Consider the following 22256-nt stretch of genomic DNA (forward strand, 5'->3'; position numbering starts at 1 on the left):
TTATTATTTTAAAAAATGTCGATTGAGGACTGATGTTGTGAGTAAAACAAAAAAAAGCCCGAATACTGGCAAAGGTAAGAAGGCTCTTATCCGAAATATTTCAATATTATTTTTAAGTATCGTTCTGCTTGTTTCCGGCGTCGGCTGCGTTTACGCCGACCAGATGCTCGGAAGAATCAATTTTGTACCGTTGGAAGACACTCCCTCCAAAGTGGAGACCGCCCCCATTTTTCAGGAGGGCACCACAAGCGGAGATACCAGCGCCGAAGCGGGCGTTTTGGGCGGACTGTACCATGACGACGCCATTACCAATATTCTGGTCATGGGCGTGGACGATTACCAGCCGAACGATCCCGGCCGCAGCGACAGCATGATGCTGGTTTCGGTCGACTCCCGTCACAAAAAGCTGAAACTGACTTCCTTTATGCGCGACATGTACGTCGCGATTCCGGGTCACGGCAGCCAGCGTCTGAACGTAGCGTACTCAACGGGCGGCCCTCAGCTGTCTGTTTCCACGATTGAAGCGAACTTCGGCACCGACATCGACCGGTTTGTACTGATTGATTACGCGTCCTTCTCCAAAATCGTGGATAAGCTCGGCGGCGTAACCATGACCATCACCTCCGGCGAGGCAAAGCTGATTAATCAGAATTCCGGCGATCCCAGACGCAACCTGACCGCCGGCACCTTCCTTTTAAGCGGCAAACAGGCGCTGTATTACTCCCGTATCCGCGCCATCGGCGACGACTTCGAGCGCACGGAGCGCCAGCGCAAGGTTTTCTCCAGCATTGTGGAGAAATTTAAAACAGCGAGCATCGGCACGATTAATCAGGCACTGTACGATATTCTTCCCCTGGTAACCACCAATATGACAAAAAATGAAGTGCTGAATATGGCGGCAAACGCGCTGACTTATCTGAATTATCCGGTCAGCCAGAACCGCATTCCGGCAAACAACGAATATACCTCTCAGCGCATTATGATGGGCGGTTCGCCCGCGGACGTGCTGGTTCCGGATCTTGATAAATGCGAGAAAAATGTTGCAGATTTTATCTTTGAAAATGATCTGCCGAGCAAAACCTATCAGGGAAATTAAAAAGGCCGACCGGCCTGACCGCACGGCAGACGCCGTGCGGTTTTTCCGTTAAAGGAGAAACCGTTTATGCCAACTCCGCTTTATACCGCCCTTGTAACTCACAGGGACTTAAACCGCGCCCCGTTCCATACGCCGGGCCATAAAAACAATCCTCTTGCCCTGCCGCAGGATTTGCTTGCGCTGGACTTTACGGAGCTGCCGGACACCGACAGCCTGTTTGAGGCGGACGGCCCGATTCTGGAAGCCGAACGTCTGGCGGCAAAGCTTTTCCACGCGGAGCGCACCTGTATTTCCGCGGGCGGGTGTACCCTGTGCATTCAAGCTATGTTCCGCCTTGCCGCGCCGAACGGAGGGAAGATTGTCTGTTCCCGGGTGCTGCACCGCAGCGCGGTGAACGCCATGGCGCTGCTGGGAATCGAGCCGGTCTGGGCGCTGCCGCAGGATATTGTTTCCGCTGTGGAAAACAATCCGGATGCCGAAGCCGTTTATGTCACCAGCCCCAATTACTACGGAGAACTGCTCGACATCCCCGCGATTGCTTCTGCCTGCAAAAAGGCGGATATCCCCCTTCTGGTGGACAACGCCCACGGCACGCACCTGATGTTTACCGACCCCGTGCTTCACCCGCTCGCTCTCGGCGCAAGCATGACCGCCTGCTCCGCGCACAAAACGCTGAATGTGCTGACCGGCGGCGCGTGGCTCAACATTGCGGACAGCCGGTTCGCGGACGGCGCAAAGGACGCCATGGCGCTGTTTGGCTCCACCAGCCCCAGCTATCCGGTGATGGCTTCCCTCGATCTGGCGCGCGCATGGCTGGAAACACATAAAAACGAATACGCCGCCTTACAGGCGCGTGTCGAAGCCATAAAAACCATTGCTCAGGAACATGGCCTATCTGTGCCGCAGGGTCAAACAGACCCCACGCGCATCACCCTGAACACCGCCTCCATCGGGCTTTCCGGCACTGCCGCCGCGGAGATTTTCCGGGGTGCGGGCGTAGAGCCGGAGTATGCGGACGGCGCCCATGTGGTGCTGATCGCGACCCCGTTCAACACGGAAAGCGATTTTACACGGCTGGAAGACGCCCTCGACCTTCTTCCGGTGCGCTCCCCGCTCCCCGGTTCGCCGGAGCTTCCGTCCCTGCCGCCGGTCAGAGCAAGCCTGCGGGAAGCTGTTTTTGCCGCGGCAGAGACGGTTCCGCTGGAAAGCGCGCTGGGCCGAACCGCGGCGCAGGCCGCGTGTCCCTGCCCGCCCGGCGTGCCCGTTGTCATGCCCGGAGAAGAAATTACAAAAGATATTCTCCGCTTTTTAAAGGGGTATGGCTTTTTTTCAATAAAAGTGCTAAAATAATAGAACAGGAATGACCCAAATTATACGGAAACGCAAATTGGAAAGATTCTCTGAATATTTTGGATATTGCTGTAAGAATATGATTAAAAATCCGTTCTTTCCGTTCAATGATAAAAGTGGAGGGATTCATTATGAAACTGGTACTTGCGATTGTAAGCAATGATGACAGCGGCATGGTTTCCGCAGCGCTGACCAAGGGCGGCTTTTCCGTTACCAAGCTTGCGACAACCGGCGGTTTTTTAATGGCGGGTAATACCACCTTCATTGTAGGTACTGAGGATGACAAGGTTGACCAGGTCATCTCCATTATTGCAAAGCAGAGCAGCCGCCGCACCCAGCTTGTTCCAAGCACAACAACCATGGACGTCGGCATGTATTCCTCGTTCCCCGTCGAAGTTACCGTCGGCGGGTCTACTATCTTTGTTTTAAACGTGGATCGATTCGAGAAAGTATGAGCAGCCTTTGTATTGACGGATTCCCCGGCAACGGGGAAATTATCAAGCAGCTGGAGCTCTCGTTCGGCGAGGGCCGGCTTGCGCACGCAATCATACTGGAAGGTCCCGTGCGGGAGCGCAACGCTCTGGCGGCGGCTCTGGCACAGGCTGTCGTTTGCTTGGGTGAAACCCGCCCCTGCGGCCGCTGTTCCGGCTGCATAAAGGCGCTGGCCGGTTCCCATCCCGATATTCTCACGCTGGACGGCGACGCGAATCCGCGCGCCTTTCCCATCGACGCTATCCGCCGGATCCGCTCGGACGCGTACATCCGGCCCCATGAAGCGCAGACCAAGGTTTACACCCTTTACGGCGTACAAAATATGAGCGAGGTTTCCCAAAACGCCCTGTTGAAGGTTTTTGAGGAGCCCCCGGAAAACGTGCTGTTCCTGCTGACAACAGTGAGCGCTTCCGCGCTTCTGCCCACCGTGCGTTCGCGCGCGCAGATTTTTTCGCTGGAAGGCACCTACGCGCAAACAGAGGTCGATCCTGCGTATCTGGAAAAACTGGCGGCGGCCATCACCGCCGCAAACGAAACGGATCTGCTGTTCCTGACGGCGGATCTGGTCAAAGATAAAGACAAGCTGCGCGCCGTTCTGCCCCAGCTCGGGCTGATTCTGCGCGACGCGGCGGTTCTGCGCTCCGGCGGAAGCGCCTGCCTTTCCGGTCAAAAGGAAGCGGCGGCGGCACTCGGTGCGGGACTGACCCGCGAAAAGCTTTTATCCCTTCTCACCGAAATACAAAGGGCGCAGCGCGCGCTGGATCTGAACGCAAACGCGGCGCTGCTGGTTACGGCTCTGTGCGCCAATCTGCGCGCAGCTGCCGGAAGATAGTTCCTATTTTACTATATTGGAGGTTCACATGGCCGAAGTAATTGGCGTTCGTTTTAAAAATGTAGGTAAGATATATTATTTTGACCCGGACGGGAACACCCTGAAGCAGGGCGACATGGTAATCGTAGAAACCGCCCGCGGAATTGAATGCGGCGAAATTGCGATGGAAAACCGTCAGATCAACGACGAAGGCATCGTTCAGCCGCTGAAAAAGCTGATTCGCGTCGCCACCAAAGATGACTTAAAAAAGATGGAAGAAAACGCCGCCAAGGAAAAAACGGCTTTTAATATCTGTCTGAAGAAAATCGCCGCCCACAAGCTGGAAATGAAGCTTGTGGACGTGGAATACACCTTTGACAACACGAAAATTCTGTTTTACTTTACCGCCGACGGGCGCGTGGACTTCCGCGAGCTGGTCAAAGATCTGGCGTCTGTTTTCCGTACCCGGATCGAGCTGCGCCAGATCGGCGTGCGCGACGAGGCGAAAATGCTCGGCGGCCTCGGCATCTGCGGCCGTCCGTTCTGCTGCTCCACTTTTTTGGGCGGGTTTCAGCCGGTATCCATCAAGATGGCCAAGGAGCAGGGGCTTTCGCTGAATCCGGTTAAAATTTCCGGCACCTGCGGCCGCCTGATGTGCTGCCTGAAATACGAGCAGGAGGCTTATCTTGACTTAATCCGCTCTACCCCGAGCGTGAACTCCATCGTCATGACGCCGTCCGGCAAGGGAACCGTTACGGATTTGAATATGCTGACCGGTGTTTTGCAGGTGCGGCTTGATTCCGCTCCGGACGCCGCTCCCCAGACTTTCCAGTCGTCCCAGGTAAAACTGATTAAGGGCGGACAGGTCAGTATTGACCGCAGTGAACTGGAAGAACTTAAAAAACTGGAAAAAGATTAATTTACTTTTTATCTGATTACAGTTGCAATTTCTGTTATTTATGATAGAATTATGTTGTAATTTGATATGGAGGTGTTTTCCCATGGCATATGCAATTAGTGATGACTGCATTTCCTGCGGCGCATGTGCGGCAGGCTGTCCTGTAAACGCAATTTCCGAAGGTGACGGCAAGTACGTTATCGACGCTGATCTTTGCACAGAATGCGGAGCTTGCGCGGATGTTTGCCCCGTAGGCGCTCCTGCACAGGAATAATTTTACATGTAGACGAAAGGCGGAGCGTTTTTGCGCGCCGTCTTTTTTCTTATGTAATAAAATGATGAATTCTGACAATGCTTTTAGATAAGAAATATAAAGGATAATTGAGGAACCGTATGCTATTACCAAACGAATACCTCGAACCGCTTTCGCGGGAAATATCCGTGATCGTTTCGCAGGCGCACCGCTTCAGCACAGACACCATTCTGCTTGCCGCGTTTTCCCTGCCGAAAACGGGAGAAATCTGCGCGGATTTCGGAACGGGCTGCGGCGCAATTCCGTTGATTTGGAGCGCCAAGTCGAAGCCGAAAAAAATTTACGGAATTGAAATACAGGAAGATGCCTGTGAAATGGCCCGCCGCTCTGTGGAGCTGAACCGCCTGACCGCTACGGTCGAGCTGCTCCGCTGCGACATGACTACCATTCGCCAAAGGCAGGCTCTTCCCGCCAACGGATTCGATCTCATCGCCTGCAATCCGCCGTACAAGGCGGAGGGCGCGGGACTGCAAAATCCGGAGGAAACCCGCCGGGTGGCGCGGCACGAGGTTGCTTGCAGCTTCGCGGATATTGCCCGGAGCGCGGCGTACCTTCTCCGATTCGGCGGCCGATTCTGCTGCTGCCTGCGCCCGGAGCGCCTTTGCGGCGTCCTGCTCGACCTGCGTGCGGCGGGACTGGAACCCAAAAGATTACGGCTGGTACAGCAGCGCGCGGACAAGGCCCCGTCCCTTTTCCTTTTGCAGGCGACCCGCGGCGGAAAGCCCGGCATGGTGATCGACCCCGTCCTGCTGATTGAAGACGGGAACGGATATTCCGAAGAAATGAGAAAAATATACGGCGAATACGCACAAAATAAAGGAGCGGCAGAAACATGAGCGGAAAATTAATGGTGGTGGGCACCCCAATTGGAAATCTTTCCGATTTTTCACCGCGCGCGGTGGAAACTTTGCGGGAGGCCGACTTTATTGCCGCGGAGGACACGCGGGTCACGCTGAAGCTGCTCAATCATTTTGAAATCAAGAAACCGATGGTCAGCTACTTTGAACACAATAAGCGGGAGCGCGGAGATGTCATTTGCGCGCGGATCGAAGCGGGCGAAACCTGCGCGCTGGTGTCGGACGCGGGCATGCCCGCCATTTCTGACCCCGGCGAGCTTTTGGTCGCCCAGTGCGCGGAGCGTTCCATCCCGGTTTATGTTGTACCGGGACCCAGCGCGGTTGTTTCGGCACTGGCAATTTCCGGGCTGCCGACCGGACGCTTTACATTTGAGGGTTTTCTGAGCGTCAGCAAGAAAAGCCGCCGCGAACATCTGGAAGAAGTAAAAAACGAGACCCGCACCATGATCTTTTATGAGGCGCCGCACAAGCTTGCCTCCACACTGAGCGACATGCTCGCGGCGTGGGGTGACCGCCGGATCGCGCTGGTGCGTGAGCTGACGAAAATCCATGAAGAGGTCATTCGTACCACCCTGTCCGAAGCCGCCGCGCGTTACGCCGACGGCGGAGCCAAGGGCGAATTTGTACTGGTGGTGGAGGGCGCCCCAAAACCGGAGCAGGAACCGTTTACTCTGGAGGACGGCGTTGCCTTTGCAAAACAATATATGGAAGACGGACTTTCCGCCTCGGACGCCGCCAAACAGGCCGCCGCCGAAACCGGCATCAAAAAAGGTCTGATTTATAAGGCGATTTTACAGCAGGATTGAAGGAAGAGGGGAATCATATGGAATACATCAATATGGAAACATGGCCCAGAAAAGAGCACTATGAATATTTTCACAGAATGGAATATCCGATGTTCAATGTCAGCATGAATCTGGACATCACGAAATTTCTGCCTTTTGTAAAGGAACACCGGCTTTCCTTCTACTACTCGATGGGATTCGCCGCTACGCAGGCCGCAAACCGGATTCCGGAATTCCGCTGCCGCATTCGCGGGGAGCAGGTGGTCCTGCACGACAAAGTGCATCCGTCCTTTACTGACCTTGACAAAGGTAGTGACCTGTTCAAGTGCGTGGGGGTCGACCTGACGGAAGATATTCTCTCCTTCTCCGAAAAAGCGTCTCAAAGATCCGCCGCGCAAAAAACGTTTATGGACCCGGAACAGGAAATTCGGGACGATTTAATTTATTTCACCTGCGTCCCGTGGATTTCGTTTACGCAGGTGACCCATCCGATTGCGCTGGACAGGGACGACTCCATCCCGCGCATCGCCTGGGGAAAATATTTTAAAGACGGCGGAAAAACGCTTCTGCCTTTTTCCATACAGGCAAACCATGCGCTGATGGATGGCGTTCACGCCGGAAGATATGTGCAACAGCTGCAAAACGATTTGGACAGCTTCTAAATGCATGGCCCAGTCTTCGGCTATGCCCGCCTCCGCTCCCTCCCGTATTCCTGCTCTTAAGTAAGTTCCATCGGTGATGCGTAAGAGGAGTTCAGCAAAAGGGAGCTTTGATAAAGCCGGCGCCGGGAGTGTTTCCCGGCGCCGGCTTTCAATTTAGGTGAAAAAATAAGGCGACGTCATAACGCCACCCGTACAAAAAACTAACGGTTTTATTAATTTCACAAATAGTATTATTGGTGCCATACTTCTCATACTGATACGAAATTAAGAGATTTTAAGATAAGGGAAGCAATCTATAGTATAGCCTATATAAAATTTAAGACCTATTAATAAGTTTGGAGGTAACTAAATGAAAAATATGGGAGTAATATTTGAAATACCAAATGAATACGGAAATTATCTATCTGATATTTTACAACCTTTGCCAATCAATTCTTACCAATGGTTAATTGATAATGATGAAATACACCTGCTGCACGATAATCAATTTACGAATGAGTTCTTATTTAGTGATGATGATAGAATCCTATCTGGTGAACGGCTATATGAAAGTTCTAAAAACAACACCTACTATATGGTATTTGTAACTTTGAGGGCATTCTCGAAAGATGGAATTATAAAAGAAGTATCGCAGTATGAAGAGTTTTTGGCAAGTGATTGTCAAATTGCACTTGCAGTATGTGACTGTTCATATGTTATGTTTTGGTGTAAAGATAGCCAATTAGTATCAGATATGTATAAGTATGCTGTATCAAAGAGTTATAAAAATATTAATTATATTAGCGAAGAAGATTTAATAGCACACAAATATTATATTGAATAAACGTATTAATGAAGAAATTTCTTATAATGTATTAAGGGAGCTTAATGGAGTTCCCTTAAAAAGCATATAGTTTCCCTTTAACACTCTAACGATGTTTATTTAAATATAAAAAAGCCATTGACTCTGTTATGAATCAATGGTATACTGAATATTGGCCAACATATATACTATTCTCATATTACTGTATTTAGTATAGCATTGTTTTTTCCGTTTGTCAATAGGTTTTTCAAAAATTTTTAGGGGGCTATTAAAATGGACAGCCGTCTTTCCGCCGTCTTTACTCTCGACCTGTTTTCCGACCCGACCGCCGCCGCTCAGATTTTAAGTCTGAATCAAAAAACGGAACCGCTGGGTCTGACCCTTTCCCCCGCCGATGTGACCGCGCTGATCCAGTCGCGAGCCGAAGCGCTCAGCGCAAGCGGGCGGATTGAAATCGGCAGCGCCACCATTGGCAAGCTGGCAGAGGCCTTCAGCGGCTCCGCTTATATTACCCAGCAAAACTACACCGTTACTCTGCAGGAGCTGCTCGACCTGTTCTACGCATTTAAGAACGAAACGCTCGACCTGATTTCAGACAACGAGCTGATTTCCTTTATGAAAGATGCCTTTGAAAACCGCTGCGGCGGTTCGCTGGAGCTGCTTTCCAACCGGGAACTGGAAAAACTGGCGGAGAATTTGCGTTTCGGCAGAGAAAACTATACCAGCATGTACCCGGAACCGGACGAGCTGGATGAGGATGAAAGGGAGGATGCGGATGAATAACAATGCCATTACCGCGTATTTAACCCCGGAAGAAATTCAGGACTTGCAGGGCCGCCTGCTGACCATGCTGGGGGAAGAGGTCTTGCGGTACACCGGTTACGAAAGCAGCTCGGTGCAGGTGGAAAAAGCGCAGTCCCTGTATGAATCCATGCTGTACTGCATCACCGCCTACCTCAACACACTGCCCGACCCGTACGCCGCGCTGCGCGCGCTTTCCCTTCAGCAGATTTTTTTCGGCGGATTGGAGCTGGTAAGGCAGTATGCCGCGGAATGCAAGGTGCTCCTGAAAAGAGCAAAGGACACCCGTGTACAGACGGATTTAATCGCCTACAATCACACCATCGATTCCGAAATTGACCTGCTTCTCAAGGGTTACGACCCCCGGTTTCAGGCGCAGAACACCACGGCGCTCAGCACCATGGCAAACATCAGCTATCCCCTTTTCAGCGATGATCTGAGCGTAACGGGAATTCTCTATATCCGGAATTACCTTCTGAAGCTGATTGAAGAAAATGAATTCTGCGCCGGTTACAGCAAAAATTACATTCGTGCCCTGCTGCTGACCCACGGTGTCAAACACGGAATAGATTACCGTGACATGCTGGTCAACATAAAAGAGCTGATCCTGGAACAGGCGCGCGGCGATATTCCGATTTAACAGCAGACAGGCCCCGGAACCGTTTTGGTTCCGGGGCCTGTCTTATTACGGCTGAAGCCGATAGCATTCTCAGTAGTTGACCGCTCTGCGCTCAAAATAAGATTGCGGGTGCTGGCAGGCGGGGCATTTTTCCGGAGCGTTCTTTCCAATATGGATATAGCCGCAGTTACGGCAGACCCAGACGGTCTCTTCCCCGGCTTTGAACACGATGTCTTCCTTAATATTCTGCAGAACCTTGCGGTAACGTTCCTCGTGGCTCTTTTCCACAGTCGCGATCAGGCGCATTGTCTGGGCAATCTCGGTGAAGCCCTCCTGCTCCGCAACGTCGGCAAACTCCTTGTACATTTCCGTCCACTCATAGCGCTCGCCGCTTGCCGCGTCATCCAGATTTTCCGTTGTCGGGCCTACCACGCCGCCATGTAAATATTTAAACCACAGTTTTGCGTGTTCTTTCTCGTTGTTGGCAGTTTCTTCAAAGATGGACGCAATCTGCTCATATCCGTCCTTTTTTGCTTTGGATGCGTAAAATGTATATTTGTTTCTCGCCTGGGATTCACCCGCAAATGCAGCCATTAAATTCGCTTCTGTTTTACTTCCTTTTAACTCCATGATAAATTCCTCCTTTAGATAATTTCCATATAGAATAGAATTTGTCTACCTGAGTCAATTATACATCATGAACCGTGCCTGTGCAAGAAATCACCCAATATTTCTTCCATAAAATGGGACCTGCGGTCGGCACGATGGAAGGAGTCAATCATAACTGTCTGAAAGCATCGCCGCTAGTAAGGGTTAATCGTCAGCTTTGCACTCAGGCCGGGCAGGCCCCAACTTTCGGTCTTGTCCGAAAGTTGGCAAAGTACGCGCAGGGGGATTTTGAATTCCCGGCGGGAGGGTTCCATAAAATCCCCCTGCACCCCCAAGTATCCCCAAGGTACCTCTATGCGACAAAAAACCGATGTGGTTTTCATTGACGGAGGGATAAGGAGTCAGTCACGCAAACTGTCTGAGAGCGTCGCCGTAGGCGCTTCCTGACCGGCAGGTCCGCTTGCTGACCGCATGGTCCGCGACGGAAGGAGTCTCTGCGAGCCTCAGTTTATTAGACGTTGAACCGGAACAGAACAATATCTCCGTCCTTCATAACATATTCCTTGCCTTCTGACCGAACCAATCCCTTTTCCTTTGCGGCGGCCATGGTACCGCATGCCATCAGGTCGTCAAACGCGACCACTTCGGCGCGTATAAAGCCGCGCTCAAAGTCGGTGTGGATTTTACCGGCGGCCTGCGGCGCCTTGGTTCCCTTTTTGATTGTCCACGCGCGCACCTCAGGCTGTCCCGCCGTCAGGTAGGAAATCAGCCCCAGCAGGCTGTAGCACTCGTTAATGAGGCGGTCAAGTCCGGATTCCTGCAAACCCATGTCGGAAAGGAACAGTTCCTTTTCGTCTTTGTCCATATTGCTGATTTCCGCTTCAATTTCCGCGCAGATGGGCAGAACACCCGCGTGTTCGCTGTCGGCAATCTCTTTGACTATTTTAAAATACGGGTTATTTTCAATACCGCCCTTGAAATCGTCCTCGCTGACATTGGCGGCGTAAATCACCGGTTTGTTGGTCAGAAGGGATACGGAGCTCAAAAGCTCGGCTTCTTCGTCGGTGCACTCCACGCTGCGCGCGGATTTACCGGCGTCAAGCGTTTCCCTGACCCTCACAAAGAAATCGTATTCCGCCTGATATTTCTTGTCGGCCTTAATCATCTTCTGCGTTTTGTCAATCCGTCGGTCCAAAACCTCCATATCAGAGAGAATCAGTTCCAGATTGATCGTCTCAATATCCCGCTTCGGGTCGATGCTTCCCTCCACATGGATGATGTCGTCGTTGACAAAGCAGCGCACCACATGCACAATCGCGTCCGACTCACGGATATTGGCAAGGAATTTATTTCCAAGTCCTTCTCCCTTGCTCGCGCCGCGCACCAGACCGGCAATGTCCATAAACTCAATGGTGGCGGGGGTGTATTTTTCCGGGTTATACATTTCCGCCAGCTTGTCCAGCCGTTTGTCCGGCACCGCAACCACGCCCACGTTGGGTTCAATGGTGCAGAACGGATAGTTCGCGGACTGTGCGCCCGCGTTTGTAATCGCGTTGAAAAGGGTGCTTTTGCCGACATTCGGCAGTCCAACAATACCAAGCTTCATATTTTAATTCCCTCTTTATTTTCATTATTCATGATTTATTATAAAGGTTCGTATCTCCCGATGCAAGGAGATTCCCCCTGTTTTTCTATTTTGCCGCTTCCTCGCTCTTCATGGTCAGGGCAATCCGCTTTTTCGCGGTATCCACGGACAGAACGCGCACCTTCACTACATCTCCGACCTTCAGCACTTCGCTCGGATGTTTGATGAATTTGTCGCAGATCTGCGAAATATGGACAAGGCCGTCCTGATGCACGCCGATATCCACAAACGCGCCGAAATCGATCACGTTGCGCACCGTGCCGGAAAGCTCCATGCCGGGCTTCAAATCCTCCATGCTCAGCACGTCGGTGCGCAGCAGGGGAGCGGGCAGCTCGTCACGCGGGTCGCGGCCCGGGCGCAGAAGCTCGGTAACAATGTCGCTCAGCGTTGGTACGCCGATACCCAGCTTCTGGGCGGCTGCGGCCGTCCCGATTTTTTCGACCCGGCCCTTCAGGTCGCCGATCCCGTTCTTTTTCAGACTGTTCATATCATAGTCGCACAGGGAAAGCAGCGCTTTCGCCGCGTCGTACGATTCGGGATGAACGGCGGTATTGTCCAGAATATTTTTACTCTCCGCCACGCGTAGGAAGCCCGCGCACTGCTCAAAGGCTTTCGGCCCCAGCTTCGGAACCTTTTTCAGCTCGCTGCGGGAATGGAACGCTCCGTTTTCTTCGCGGTACGCCACAATATTTTTCGATACCGCCGCGGAAATCCCGGCGATTTTTTCCAGCAGGGACGGCGAGGCCGTGTTCAAATCAACGCCCACGGTGTTCACGCAGTCCTCGACGACGCCGCCCAGCGCCTCGTCCAGCTGCTTTTTCGGCATATCGTGCTGGTACTGCCCCACACCGATGGCTTTCGGGTCGATTTTGACCAGCTCGGCCAGCGGGTCCTGCAGCCGCCGTGCGATGGAAACCGCACTGCGCAGGGTAACGTCGAACTCCGGGAACTCCTGCGCGGCAAGCTTGCTCGCGGAGTAGACCGATGCGCCTGCCTCGCTGACCACCATATAGGAAACCCCGCTGTGCAGGCCCTTTATTACGTCTGCCGCGAACATTTCCGTTTCCTTGGAAGCCGTACCGTTTCCGATGGCGATCACTTCCACCTTATATTTTAAAATCAAATTGGCAATGGCCTTTTTCGCTTCCTCCACCTTTGCCTGAGAATGGGTGGGGTAAATCACGCCGGTGTCCAGCACGCGGCCGGTCGGGTCAACCACGGCGACCTTGCAGCCCGTGCGGTACCCGGGATCAAGCCCCATGGCCACGCGGTTTTTGACCGGTGGCTGCATCAAAAGCTGGCGCAGATTGACGGAAAAGACCTTGATGGCCGATTCCGCCGCCGCTTCGGTCAGGGCGTTTCGGATTTCGCGCTCAATAGAGGGGAAAATCAGACGGTCGTAGGCATCTTCCCCGGCCTGCCGCACTGCCTCCGTACAGGGACTGTTTTCCTTCACACTCGTAGAGTAGACAATGTTCAGCCCTTTCAGGCGGTCAAGCTCCACGCTGACTTTCAGAAATTCTTCCCGCTCGCCGCGGTCGATGGCCAGCACCCTGTGCCCGGCGATCTTCGCCGCAGGCTGGCGGAAGTCATAGTACTGCGCGTAAACGGAATCCTCGTCCGGCTTCGCCGCTTTGGAAACCACTTCTCCCTGCGCCATGGCGACCACGCGCAGACGTTTGCGGATACCCGCGTCGTCGGAAATACGTTCGGCAATAATGTCCAGCGCGCCCGCGAGCGCGTCCTCCGGCGTTTCCACTCCCAGCTCCACGTTGACGTAGCTTTCCGCCAGGTCAATCGGGTACGCGGAATCCTTTTTCTGCTCAAAGATCGTATCCGCAAGCGGCTCAAGACCCTTTGCCTTTGCCACGGACGCGCGCGTTTTGCGCTTGGGGCGGAACGGGCGGTAAATATCGTCGATTTCAGAGAGCGATACCGCTGCGGCAAGCGCGGCGGCAATTTCCTCCGTCATGCATTCGGCGGCGGTAATGAGTCCTGTGACTTCTTCCCTGCGCTTCTGCAGCGCGCGCAAATACTCCAGCCGCTCCGAAATTTCGCGCAGCATCTGGTCGTCCAGCGAGCCATGCGCCTCCTTGCGGTAACGCGCAATAAACGGGATGGTATTTCCCTCGTCGATCAGTTCAATGACCTTCTCTACCTGCCATTGCTGTAAATGAAACTGTTCCGCGATCAATAACGCAAAATCCATAATATCCTCCGAAAATGTAAAATTCAGTTGTAAATCCGCTGCACAACAGCGGAAATGACATAACATACACCGTAAATCACCGGCTGGTGAACCACATAAATAATCAGCGCGTACCGTCCCAGCCAGGAAAAGAACGGTACACGGGAACGGTACATAAACTGCGGGAACCGCTCCTGCGCGGCAAGCTTGCCCAGAAAGGTGCCCGCCGCAAAGACAAACATCCACGGGAAAAGCGGAAAATAGTCCGCGCTGCGGAACGTATCGCTGTACATTCCCAGCGGCGCCAGCCAGTCGGTATGGTAAAGAGCCGGGGACATCGACAGCCCCCACTCCGGGGAAAGGCCGAGGTATCCTCTGGAAATCCCACGGGTCAAAAGGAACAGCAGCGCGCACACCGCAACCGCCGCCCACGAAAAGCGGAACCGGTCGGCGACCGGTTTGAGCAGCCCGTAAAGAATCATGCAGACCGACAGGAAATGCAGAATCCCAAACACAATCATCTCTTCCGGCACCACAAAATACGTTGCCAGCGTCACCAGAAGCGCGACCCCCAGCAGCTTGAACCCGCGCGCCAGATTGGAGTGCGACAGGTTAGAGGAAATGCCGGAAATCAGCATAAACAGCCCGGCGTAAAAAGGCTCCGCGGGCATAAAAAAGTTCAGCAGGATCAGCCCTGCCTTCAGGTTGTAAAGATACGCGAGCGTGTAGAACCCATGGTAAAACACCATGCAGAACACCGCAAAACCGCGCAGCTCATCCATAAAATAAATCCGTCTGCGCCCTGTGCTTTTCATTTGATTCGGCATTGGTTCACCTTCCGATTTTTGATTTTTGGGAAATCGGCGTTTCGCATAGGAATGAAACGGATATCCGCTGAAAGTTCTATATTTATAAAATCGCGGGAACATGTTATAATAAAAACAATATCGCACAGTACGGTTTTCAGCCGTATGGAATTGGGCCGCTGAGAAACCGCTTATCTTATATTATATCATGGTACAGGAGGAAATTTCAATGAAAGAGACAAAATTGACCCGCGAATACACGGTCACGGAAGAGATGCTCGCCGTAAACGTCGGCAGCGGCAGCGTCCGTGTTCTCGCCACCCCAATGGTCGCCGCTTTTTTTGAGGGAACGGCAGCACAGCTGGCCCAGATTTCCCTTGAGGAAATCTACACCACCGTCGGTTCCGTGATTACGGTGAACCACCTGAGCCCCACCGCACTGGGCTGCAAAGTAACGGTCACAGCGGAACTGACCGAAGTGGACGGCAGGGTTTACCGCTTTCAGCTGGAGGCGCACGACAACGCCGGTCTGATCGCGACCGGAACTCATGAGCGTGTCAGCGTAAAAAAAGAAACTTTCGCGGCAAAAGCGGAAGAAAGAAAAAACAGATAAGGCAGGATGATAATGAAACCTAATTATGATCTGATTATTTTTGATCTGGACGGCACACTGACCAATTCCGAACCCGGCATCACCAGCGGTGTGAAATACGCGCTTGAAAAAATGGGACAGCCTGTTCCGGACATTTCCATACTGCGCAAGTTTATTGGCCCGCCGCAATGGGAAAGCTTTGAAAAATACTGCGGGCTGACGCAGGAACAGACCTCGCAGGCGGTCGAGTATTACCGTGAGATATACAACAAGACCGGGGCGTTTGAAAACAAGCCCTACCCCGGCATGCTCGATTTTTTAGAGGAGCTTCGTGCAAACGGTGCCACACTCGCCGTAGCAACCACAAAGCCCGCCAAGATTACCTACCGTGTGTTGGATTATTTTGATATGACAAAATATTTTGCGCATATTTCCGGCCCGGACGACTCCGAGCGCAATGGGGACAAGAGTATTCTGATTAATTCCTGTCTGAACGCCTGCCATGTGGAGCCGACCCGCGCCGTCATGATCGGCGACACCGTGTACGACACCCGTGGTGCAAAAGGCGCAGGAACCAACTTTATCGGTGTACTGTACGGCTTTGGAACCAAAGAGGATATGCAGGCACAAGGCGGCGAGGTTTTTGCCCGCGACATTGACGAGCTTAGGAGCCTGCTGCTGAAGGATTCCTGAATCCGGCGGAATTTCCTTGACAAACCCGGGGTTTTAGGGTATGCTGAATAAACGAACTGAATATTCAGGGGCGCTGAGTAACCTCGGCTGAGATGAAACGAATTGACGTTTATGTCCCTTAAACCTGATCTGGATAATGCCAGCGTAGGAACGATGATTTTAACGCTCTGTGGCATCACAGAGCGTTTTTATTTTCCTTCAGGTAATTTTTTATTTTCAGTTCCATATAATTCATCTGGAGGGTAATTTATGAAAAAGAACACGACCGTCATCCTTGTGGAATGCGCTCTCATGATCGCTATGTCCACCGTACTGAGCATGTTCAAAATCTTCGAGCTGCCGCAGGGCGGCGCCGTCACCTGCGCAAGCATGGTGCCGCTGGTGCTGGTTTCCTACCGGCACGGGCTGAAATGGGGCATTTCCACCGCGTTTGCGCACAGCCTGCTGCAAATGATTATTCAGTTTAACGCTCCGCCGGCAAATTCTTTCGGCGCTTTTGTCGCCGTCATCCTGTTGGACTATGTCCTCGCGTTTACCGTGCTGGGTTCCGCCGCCTTTTTCGGCAAGCCGTTCAAAAGCAGAGCCGTCAGCGTGGCCGTGGGTTCTGTGGCCGTCACCTTTCTGCGGTTTATCTGCAGCTTTTTGTCCGGCATCCTGATTTGGGGCAGCTACGCGCCGGAAGGCACCCCGGTCTGGATTTACTCTTTGACTTACAACGGCAGCTACATGCTTCCGGAAGCGGTCATTACCGCCGTTGTCGCGGTCATTTTAATCCGTGTTCTTGACCGTGTAGAACACCGCGCTCCCCGTAACGCCTAATCAAACAGGATTTTCTGAATAAAAAGGAAAGCATGAAGCGCGGAACTCCGCCTTCATGCTTTTTTTAACCATACGGGAATATTTTTGTGGCATACTATTCCACAGAATTGCGAAACGAGGCGGCCATCCGATGACCATTTTACGAACGGGAACCAAAAAGAAAAAATCCGGCCCCCCGCCGGAAATTACCGCTTCCGACCTGCCTGAAATGGCAAGTCCCAAGCTCCGGGACCGGCTTTTGGGCGGAGCTGTGCTTCTTGCTGCCACGGGGCTGTTCCTCTGGTTCACGGTAACCCTTTGCCGGCCGCTTCTTTTGCTGATCCGCGACCCCTCCCGGTTCCAGAGCTTTATCCGCGGCCGGGGCGCGCTGGGCTATGCCTTGTTTCTGGGCATCCAGATTCTGCAGGGCTTTCTCCCCATCCCGCTGGAGCTGACCGCCATTGCGGGCGGGTACGCCTTCGGCCGGGTGCAGGGCACCCTTTTGACCCTCTGCTCCGTGGTGATTTCCACCACCATTATTTTTTACTTCACCAAAATATTCGGCCACCGGCTGATCGGCCTGTTTTTCACCCCCGCTCAGCAGAAACACATCCGTACCCTGCGCAGCCCGAAATCCCGCAGCGCTTTTTACTGGGTTGTTTTCCTGATTCCCGGTATGCCCAAGCGGCTGTTTGTGTTTTCCGCCGGATTGGTGCCGCAGGATTTTCGCAGATTTCTGCTCATTTCCACCCTTGCGCGCGTTCCGTCCCTGCTGGCCTGCTCTTTCGGGGGCTGGGCGCTCTTCAGCGGCAATTACACGCAGGCCGCCGTCCTCTTTTCGGCGGTTGCAATTCTCAGTACAGCTGGCTATTTCCTGTATCGCACCGTTTCTTCCCGAACCGGGAAAAATAGAAAACAGTCGCTTTCTCCAAAAAATTCTGCCCGCCGAGCCACAAAAATGGCAGATAAGAAAAAATTTTGATTTATCAGTTTAAATTGCTAAAATGCCTTGACTCATACCGGCAAAAAACATATAATAATAGGAATACATCGGGCGTTGGAATCGTGCCAAGCCGCATTCTTCGCCTCCCTCCGTGAGGGAGGTGGCGCGCCCGGCGCGACGAAGGGAGTAACTCCCCCAGTCAGGCTTCACCTGCCAGCCCCCTCGAGGAGGGGGCCCATTCGGAGCCGCTGCAATGAATAAATGATAGAGGTGACTGTTTTTGATAAGCGGAGCAGAGATGATGGCGGAATGCCTAAAAAACGAAAACGTACAGATCGCATTCGGATATCCCGGAGCAGCAATCTGCCCTTTCCTGGACTTTCTATATCGCTCGCCGATCAAAAACGTCCTGGTACGCGAGGAACAGAACGCGGCGCATGAAGCCAGCGGCTACGCCCGCGCAAGCGGAAACCCCGGCGTCTGCATCGCCACCAGCGGGCCGGGCGCAACCAACCTGATAACCGGCATCGCCACGGCGTACATGGACTCTATCCCCCTGATCGTCATTACGGGACAGGTCAGCTCCGAGCTTCTGGGGCGCGACGTTTTTCAGGAAGCGGATATTACCGGCGCGTGCGAGCCGTTTACAAAGCATTCTTATCTGGTAAAAAAAGCCGCGGAGCTTCCCCGGGTTTTTAAGGAAGCGTTCCACATTGCTTCTACCGGCCGTCCGGGACCGGTTCTGATTGATGTCCCGGTGGACATTCAGCTGGAAGAAGTACCGGAATTTGTGTACCCGCAGAAAGCAAATATTATCGGCTACAAGCCCCGTACCACAGGACACGCCATGCAGATTAAAAAGGCGCTTGCCGCAATGGCGCAGGCGCAGCGCCCGCTGATTGTCTGCGGCGGCGGCGTGGTGCTGGCGGGTGCGCGGGATGAGCTGGTCGCCTTTGCGCAGAACAGCGGAATCCCGGTTGTCTCCACCATGATGGGCATCGGCGTGGTTCCCATGGACAGCCCGCTGTACCTTGGCATGATCGGCATGCACGGCCATAAAAACGCCAACCGCGCCATGCACGAGGCCGATTTAATCATCCTCTGCGGCGCAAGGGTGGGCGACCGTGCGGTTTCCGCTCCGGAACAGATGGCGGAAAAGGCCACGATTATCCATATCGATATTGATCCTGCCGAAATCGGCAAAAACATGACCGCTCATATTCCCATCGTCGGCGACATCCGGCTGGTTCTTCGTGATTTTATAGAGCAAAGCGCCGTTTGTGTACCGCAGGAGTGGATTGACACCGTCCTGCGGTACAAAGACGAATTCGTACCGGGCGGAGCGCCCGACAACAGCAGCGGCTTTGTGGAGCCCCGCTCTTTTATGCGCGTGCTTTCCTCTATGATGGAGGACGACGCGATTCTGACCGCCGACGTCGGCCAGAACCAGATTTGGGCAGCGCGCAATTTTAACGTAAAGGAAGGGCGGTTCCTCACCTCCGGCGGACTGGGCACCATGGGCTACGCGCTCCCCGCCGCCATCGGCGCAAAGCTGGCCAAGCCGCACCGTCAGGTGCTGTGCATCTGCGGCGACGGTTCCTTTCAGATGGCGATGTGCGAACTGGGCACGCTCTGCCAGAATGATGTCAATATTAAAATTATCGTGATGCAGAACGACCGTCTGGGTATGGTAAAGGAAATACAGGACAACAAATACGGCAGCCGCTATGCGATGACCCTGCTGCAGGGCAATCCCGATTTTGTCCGGATTGCACAAGCCTACGGCATTCCCGCGGCGCTGGCCTCCTCCAACGATGAAGCGGAACGCCTAGCCAGAGAAATGTTCGCGTCCGACAAGGCTTTTATCCTGGTGTGCCGGGTCAATCCCGACGCGCCCACCATATAGGGAGGGCAGCAAAATGAAATATACCCTTTCGATTTTAGTGGAAAACCAGCCCGGCGTTCTTTCCAAGGTTTCCGGCCTGTTTTCCCGCCGCGGCTTCAATATTGACAGTCTTGCCGTCGGCATTACCGAAGATCCCGCCATTTCCCGCATCACCATTGTGGTGAACGGTGACGAATATATTGTAGAGCAGGTGGAAAAGCAGCTGAACAAGCTGATTCCCGTCATTAAAGTCAAGGTGCTTCAGCCCGACATGTTTATCAGCTGTGAGCTTTCGCTGATTAAGGTGAGCTGCCAGACAAAACAGCGCGCCGAAATTATGAAAATTGTGGAACTCATGCACGCCCAGATTGTGGACGTGGCCACCACCTCGCTGACCATCCAGCTCACGGACAACGACGAGCACACTCAAACGCTCATCAGCCTTTTAAAGCCCTACGGCATCAAGGAAATTGTCCGGGCGGGAACCCTGGCGATTGAAAAAGGTTCCGTGACTACCCGCAAACAGACCAGCTGACTTTTGTCAACCAACCTTACGGCGGCTGTGCCGCCTAAGTGTTTCGTTAATATTTTGCCGTAAGGCAAGGAGGAATTTAAAATGCCAAAAATCTATTATGCTCCAGATTGCGACATCAATCTGCTCAAAGGTAAAACCGTCGCTATTATCGGCTACGGCAGCCAGGGTCATGCTCACGCGCTGAATCTTCACGACAGCGGCGTCAATGTGGTTGTAGGCCTTTATGAAGGCAGCAAAAGCAGGGAAAAAGCAGAAGCTGCCGGCCTGAAGGTTATGACTGTTCCGGAAGCCACCAAGGCTGCGGACATTATTATGATTTTAATTCCCGATGAGCGCCAGGCGGATATGTATAAAAAAGACATTGCTCCTTACCTTACGGAAGGAAAAGCGCTTGCGTTTGCCCACGGCTTCAATATTCACTACGGCCAGATTAAGCCGCCGAAGGATATCGACGTGTTTATGATTGCTCCTAAGGGCCCGGGCCACACCGTGCGCAGCGAGTTTGTCGCCGGCAAGGGTGTTCCCTGCCTGATTGCCGTAGAGCAGGATTACACCGGCCACGCGCATGACATCGGCCTTGCCTACGGCGCGGGACTCGGCGCAGCAAGAGCCGCCATCATGGAAACCACCTTCAAAATTGAGACCGAAACAGACCTGTTCGGTGAACAGTGCGTCCTTTGCGGCGGTGTGACTGCTCTGATGCAGGCCGGTTTTGAAACCCTTGTGGAAGCGGGCTATGCTCCGGAAAACGCCTACTTCGAGTGCATCCACGAAATGAAGCTGATCGTCGACCTGATCTACCGCGGCGGCTTCTCTCTTATGCGCTACTCCATCAGCGACACCGCGGAGTTTGGCGACTACGAAACCGGCAAACGCCTGATTACCGATGAAACCAAAAAGGAAATGAAGAAAGTCCTTTCTGAAATTCAGGACGGCACCTTCGCTTCCAAGTGGATTGCGGAAAACAAGAACGGCCGCTCTCACTTCAACGCCTGCCGCCGTATCGGCGCAAGCCACCAGCTGGAAGAAGTCGGCAAAGAGCTGCGTAAAATGTACGCGTGGAACAACGATCCGATCGACTAATTTTTCAGTACACAACATATAATCATAACAAGACAGTGATTCCGCCGCATCTTTACGGGGCACCTTGATACGCTCTTACATACCCAGATGACTGAGTACGCGTGAGAGACTTTATCTTTCGATGCCGTTTGCGCAAAGTCGGCGGAATATTTTTGATGTAACGAAGGGAGCCATTGTTATGTGGGACAGAGGGATTTTAAAGTCCAATGCTAAAATTGCGCTGGGAGGGCGATACTGGGCCGCGTTTGGCGTGACACTTCTCGCCATGGTCATCTCCGGCGGGTATTCCTGGGTCACTAACCGGTTTACGAATACTCATCGGGGCGTCCCATGGATTCCCGAATTCGGAGCTCCGGCCAATCCGATCAACAGCGGATTGGTGAACCTGATTTCCCTGATCGGATTCTTGTATTTTATCTTTGTCGGACTTCCCATTGTTGTCGGTGTGGCCCGCTATTTCATCCGGAACCATTTCGGCGCGTCTGACTTCAATACCATGTTCAGCGGATTTCAATATGCCTATCTCCGCAGCATTGGCGCAATGCTGGTCACTTATATTTTCGTAGGACTCTGGTATCTCCTTCTGATTATCCCCGGAATCATCAAACAGCTGGAATACTCTATGGTACCGTATCTTCTTGCCGATAACCCGAATATTCCGGGCAGCCGTGTAAGAGAAATCAGCCGGATGATGACCAACGGCGAAAAAGGCGCGATTTTCGTATTGGGACTTTCCTTTATCGGATGGTACCTGCTCGGAGCCATCTGCTTCGGCGTGGGAATCCTTTTTGTAAATCCCTACTATGAAGCCACCATGGCGGAGTTGTACATTTTCCTGCGTGACCGCGCCATCCAGACAAACCAGCTCAACCCCGCGGAACTGGGGCTGGTTCCTCCGGCAGCGCCATATCCGCAAAATCCCCCCATCCTGTAAACAGGACATTCAAAATTCAGGGCCGCCATGCTGAGCATGGCGGCCCTTTTTAACGGAAA

Annotated in this window: 24 protein-coding genes and 1 riboswitch; of the genes, 20 read left to right on the top strand and 4 right to left on the bottom strand. The window is 53.0% G+C overall.

What is annotated here, in order from left to right:
- Nucleotides 1-37 precede the first annotated feature (37 nt).
- The 12 genes from J5W02_RS08240 (at nt 38) to J5W02_RS08295 (ending at nt 9507) form a co-directional block, all read left to right on the top strand.
- The gene (locus J5W02_RS08240; RefSeq protein WP_219965180.1) at nt 38-1096 is read left to right on the top strand and encodes an LCP family protein; all 1059 of its coding nucleotides are present in this window, start codon (nt 38-40) and stop codon (nt 1094-1096) included.
- Nucleotides 1097-1162: 66 nt separating this feature from the next.
- The gene (locus J5W02_RS08245) at nt 1163-2446 is read left to right on the top strand and encodes an aminotransferase class I/II-fold pyridoxal phosphate-dependent enzyme (RefSeq protein WP_219965181.1); all 1284 of its coding nucleotides are present in this window, start codon (nt 1163-1165) and stop codon (nt 2444-2446) included.
- Nucleotides 2447-2577: 131 nt separating this feature from the next.
- A complete protein-coding gene (locus J5W02_RS08250; protein WP_219965182.1) occupies nt 2578-2901 on the top strand; it encodes a cyclic-di-AMP receptor in 324 nt (107 codons plus the stop codon).
- A complete protein-coding gene (locus J5W02_RS08255; protein ID WP_219965183.1) occupies nt 2898-3770 on the top strand; it encodes an ATP-binding protein in 873 nt (290 codons plus the stop codon). The genes J5W02_RS08250 and J5W02_RS08255 overlap by 4 nt, the downstream gene beginning before the upstream one ends.
- Before the next feature lie 28 nt (nt 3771-3798).
- Complete coding sequence (locus J5W02_RS08260; RefSeq protein ID WP_219965184.1) at nt 3799-4668, top strand: PSP1 domain-containing protein; 870 nt, start codon at nt 3799-3801, stop codon at nt 4666-4668.
- A gap of 82 nt (nt 4669-4750) precedes the next feature.
- A complete protein-coding gene (locus J5W02_RS08265) occupies nt 4751-4921 on the top strand; it encodes a DUF362 domain-containing protein (RefSeq protein WP_081928417.1) in 171 nt (56 codons plus the stop codon).
- A gap of 119 nt (nt 4922-5040) precedes the next feature.
- Nucleotides 5041-5796, top strand: a complete 756-nt coding sequence (locus tag J5W02_RS08270; protein ID WP_219965185.1) for a tRNA1(Val) (adenine(37)-N6)-methyltransferase — start codon at nt 5041-5043, stop codon at nt 5794-5796.
- Entirely contained in the window at nt 5793-6623 is an 831-nt protein-coding gene (gene rsmI, locus J5W02_RS08275; protein WP_219965186.1) for a 16S rRNA (cytidine(1402)-2'-O)-methyltransferase, read from the top strand. Before J5W02_RS08270 ends, rsmI begins: the two co-directional genes overlap by 4 nt.
- Nucleotides 6624-6640: 17 nt before the next feature.
- A complete protein-coding gene (locus J5W02_RS08280; RefSeq protein WP_219965187.1) occupies nt 6641-7264 on the top strand; it encodes a chloramphenicol acetyltransferase in 624 nt (207 codons plus the stop codon).
- Nucleotides 7265-7613: 349 nt separating this feature from the next.
- Nucleotides 7614-8087, top strand: coding sequence for a DUF2691 family protein (locus J5W02_RS08285; protein ID WP_219965188.1), 474 nt, complete (start codon nt 7614-7616; stop codon nt 8085-8087).
- 252 nt (nt 8088-8339) lie between these two features.
- Nucleotides 8340-8849, top strand: coding sequence for a DUF6323 family protein (locus J5W02_RS08290; protein ID WP_219965189.1), 510 nt, complete (start codon nt 8340-8342; stop codon nt 8847-8849).
- Entirely contained in the window at nt 8842-9507 is a 666-nt protein-coding gene (locus J5W02_RS08295; RefSeq protein WP_219965190.1) for a DUF6179 domain-containing protein, read from the top strand. The genes J5W02_RS08290 and J5W02_RS08295 overlap by 8 nt, the downstream gene beginning before the upstream one ends.
- A gap of 69 nt (nt 9508-9576) precedes the next feature.
- Here the strand turns inward: J5W02_RS08295 and rbr are convergent, their stop codons facing one another.
- From rbr to J5W02_RS08315, 4 genes are all read right to left on the bottom strand, one after another.
- Nucleotides 9577-10116 carry a rubrerythrin gene (rbr, locus tag J5W02_RS08300; protein WP_255575628.1) on the bottom strand — a complete coding sequence of 180 codons (540 nt, stop codon included), beginning with the start codon at nt 10114-10116 and terminating at the stop codon, nt 9577-9579.
- Nucleotides 10117-10606: 490 nt separating this feature from the next.
- Nucleotides 10607-11701 carry a redox-regulated ATPase YchF gene (gene ychF / locus J5W02_RS08305; RefSeq protein WP_219965191.1) on the bottom strand — a complete coding sequence of 365 codons (1095 nt, stop codon included), beginning with the start codon at nt 11699-11701 and terminating at the stop codon, nt 10607-10609.
- Nucleotides 11702-11786: 85 nt separating this feature from the next.
- Nucleotides 11787-13949, bottom strand: coding sequence for a Tex family protein (locus J5W02_RS08310; protein ID WP_219965192.1), 2163 nt, complete (start codon nt 13947-13949; stop codon nt 11787-11789).
- Nucleotides 13950-13972: 23 nt separating this feature from the next.
- Nucleotides 13973-14755: a heparan-alpha-glucosaminide N-acetyltransferase gene (locus tag J5W02_RS08315; protein WP_219965193.1), complete on the bottom strand. Its 783-nt coding sequence runs from the start codon at nt 14753-14755 to the stop codon at nt 13973-13975.
- Between the two features lie 208 nt (nt 14756-14963).
- Between J5W02_RS08315 and J5W02_RS08320 the strand changes: the two genes are divergently transcribed.
- From J5W02_RS08320 to J5W02_RS08355, 8 genes are all read left to right on the top strand, one after another.
- A complete protein-coding gene (locus tag J5W02_RS08320) occupies nt 14964-15347 on the top strand; it encodes a thioesterase family protein (RefSeq protein ID WP_219965194.1) in 384 nt (127 codons plus the stop codon).
- A 6-nt stretch (nt 15348-15353) separates the two neighbouring features.
- Nucleotides 15354-16019, top strand: a complete 666-nt coding sequence (locus tag J5W02_RS08325) for an HAD hydrolase-like protein (protein WP_219965195.1) — start codon at nt 15354-15356, stop codon at nt 16017-16019.
- Between the two features lie 56 nt (nt 16020-16075).
- Nucleotides 16076-16187: riboswitch (TPP riboswitch) on the top strand.
- 81 nt (nt 16188-16268) lie between these two features.
- Nucleotides 16269-16838, top strand: a complete 570-nt coding sequence (thiT, locus tag J5W02_RS08330; RefSeq protein ID WP_219965196.1) for an energy-coupled thiamine transporter ThiT — start codon at nt 16269-16271, stop codon at nt 16836-16838.
- Between the two features lie 130 nt (nt 16839-16968).
- Nucleotides 16969-17799 carry a TVP38/TMEM64 family protein gene (locus J5W02_RS08335; RefSeq protein ID WP_219965197.1) on the top strand — a complete coding sequence of 277 codons (831 nt, stop codon included), beginning with the start codon at nt 16969-16971 and terminating at the stop codon, nt 17797-17799.
- Nucleotides 17800-18040: 241 nt separating this feature from the next.
- The gene (gene ilvB, locus J5W02_RS08340) at nt 18041-19666 is read left to right on the top strand and encodes a biosynthetic-type acetolactate synthase large subunit (RefSeq protein ID WP_219965198.1); all 1626 of its coding nucleotides are present in this window, start codon (nt 18041-18043) and stop codon (nt 19664-19666) included.
- A gap of 13 nt (nt 19667-19679) precedes the next feature.
- Entirely contained in the window at nt 19680-20180 is a 501-nt protein-coding gene (ilvN, locus tag J5W02_RS08345; RefSeq protein ID WP_219965199.1) for an acetolactate synthase small subunit, read from the top strand.
- 81 nt (nt 20181-20261) lie between these two features.
- Nucleotides 20262-21263: a ketol-acid reductoisomerase gene (ilvC, locus tag J5W02_RS08350; RefSeq protein ID WP_219965200.1), complete on the top strand. Its 1002-nt coding sequence runs from the start codon at nt 20262-20264 to the stop codon at nt 21261-21263.
- Nucleotides 21264-21441: 178 nt separating this feature from the next.
- On the top strand, nt 21442-22197 hold the full coding sequence (locus tag J5W02_RS08355; protein ID WP_219965201.1) for a DUF975 family protein: 756 nt from the start codon (nt 21442-21444) through the stop codon (nt 22195-22197).
- The last annotated feature ends 59 nt before the right edge of the window (nt 22198-22256 follow it).

Origin of the sequence: Caproiciproducens faecalis (genome assembly GCF_019448085.1) — a bacterium.
Lineage (GTDB): Bacteria > Bacillota > Clostridia > Oscillospirales > Acutalibacteraceae > Caproiciproducens > Caproiciproducens faecalis.

What these genes read in the sequence shown, in the direction of transcription:
- J5W02_RS08245 (WP_219965181.1), top strand. Translation starts at nt 1,163, where the DNA reads ATGCCAACTCCGCTTTATACCGCCCTTGTAACTCACAGGGACTTAAAC.
- J5W02_RS08250 (WP_219965182.1), top strand. Translation starts at nt 2,578, where the DNA reads ATGAAACTGGTACTTGCGATTGTAAGCAATGATGACAGCGGCATGGTT.
- J5W02_RS08255 (WP_219965183.1), top strand. Translation starts at nt 2,898, where the DNA reads ATGAGCAGCCTTTGTATTGACGGATTCCCCGGCAACGGGGAAATTATC.
- J5W02_RS08260 (WP_219965184.1), top strand. Translation starts at nt 3,799, where the DNA reads ATGGCCGAAGTAATTGGCGTTCGTTTTAAAAATGTAGGTAAGATATAT.
- J5W02_RS08265 (WP_081928417.1), top strand. Translation starts at nt 4,751, where the DNA reads ATGGCATATGCAATTAGTGATGACTGCATTTCCTGCGGCGCATGTGCG.
- J5W02_RS08270 (WP_219965185.1), top strand. Translation starts at nt 5,041, where the DNA reads ATGCTATTACCAAACGAATACCTCGAACCGCTTTCGCGGGAAATATCC.
- rsmI (WP_219965186.1), top strand. Translation starts at nt 5,793, where the DNA reads ATGAGCGGAAAATTAATGGTGGTGGGCACCCCAATTGGAAATCTTTCC.
- J5W02_RS08280 (WP_219965187.1), top strand. Translation starts at nt 6,641, where the DNA reads ATGGAATACATCAATATGGAAACATGGCCCAGAAAAGAGCACTATGAA.
- J5W02_RS08285 (WP_219965188.1), top strand. Translation starts at nt 7,614, where the DNA reads ATGAAAAATATGGGAGTAATATTTGAAATACCAAATGAATACGGAAAT.
- J5W02_RS08290 (WP_219965189.1), top strand. Translation starts at nt 8,340, where the DNA reads ATGGACAGCCGTCTTTCCGCCGTCTTTACTCTCGACCTGTTTTCCGAC.
- J5W02_RS08295 (WP_219965190.1), top strand. Translation starts at nt 8,842, where the DNA reads ATGAATAACAATGCCATTACCGCGTATTTAACCCCGGAAGAAATTCAG.
- rbr (WP_255575628.1), bottom strand. Translation starts at nt 10,116, where the DNA reads ATGGAGTTAAAAGGAAGTAAAACAGAAGCGAATTTAATGGCTGCATTT.
- ychF (WP_219965191.1), bottom strand. Translation starts at nt 11,701, where the DNA reads ATGAAGCTTGGTATTGTTGGACTGCCGAATGTCGGCAAAAGCACCCTT.
- J5W02_RS08310 (WP_219965192.1), bottom strand. Translation starts at nt 13,949, where the DNA reads ATGGATTTTGCGTTATTGATCGCGGAACAGTTTCATTTACAGCAATGG.
- J5W02_RS08315 (WP_219965193.1), bottom strand. Translation starts at nt 14,755, where the DNA reads ATGCCGAATCAAATGAAAAGCACAGGGCGCAGACGGATTTATTTTATG.
- J5W02_RS08320 (WP_219965194.1), top strand. Translation starts at nt 14,964, where the DNA reads ATGAAAGAGACAAAATTGACCCGCGAATACACGGTCACGGAAGAGATG.
- J5W02_RS08325 (WP_219965195.1), top strand. Translation starts at nt 15,354, where the DNA reads ATGATAATGAAACCTAATTATGATCTGATTATTTTTGATCTGGACGGC.
- thiT (WP_219965196.1), top strand. Translation starts at nt 16,269, where the DNA reads ATGAAAAAGAACACGACCGTCATCCTTGTGGAATGCGCTCTCATGATC.
- J5W02_RS08335 (WP_219965197.1), top strand. Translation starts at nt 16,969, where the DNA reads ATGACCATTTTACGAACGGGAACCAAAAAGAAAAAATCCGGCCCCCCG.
- ilvN (WP_219965199.1), top strand. Translation starts at nt 19,680, where the DNA reads ATGAAATATACCCTTTCGATTTTAGTGGAAAACCAGCCCGGCGTTCTT.
- ilvC (WP_219965200.1), top strand. Translation starts at nt 20,262, where the DNA reads ATGCCAAAAATCTATTATGCTCCAGATTGCGACATCAATCTGCTCAAA.
- J5W02_RS08355 (WP_219965201.1), top strand. Translation starts at nt 21,442, where the DNA reads ATGTGGGACAGAGGGATTTTAAAGTCCAATGCTAAAATTGCGCTGGGA.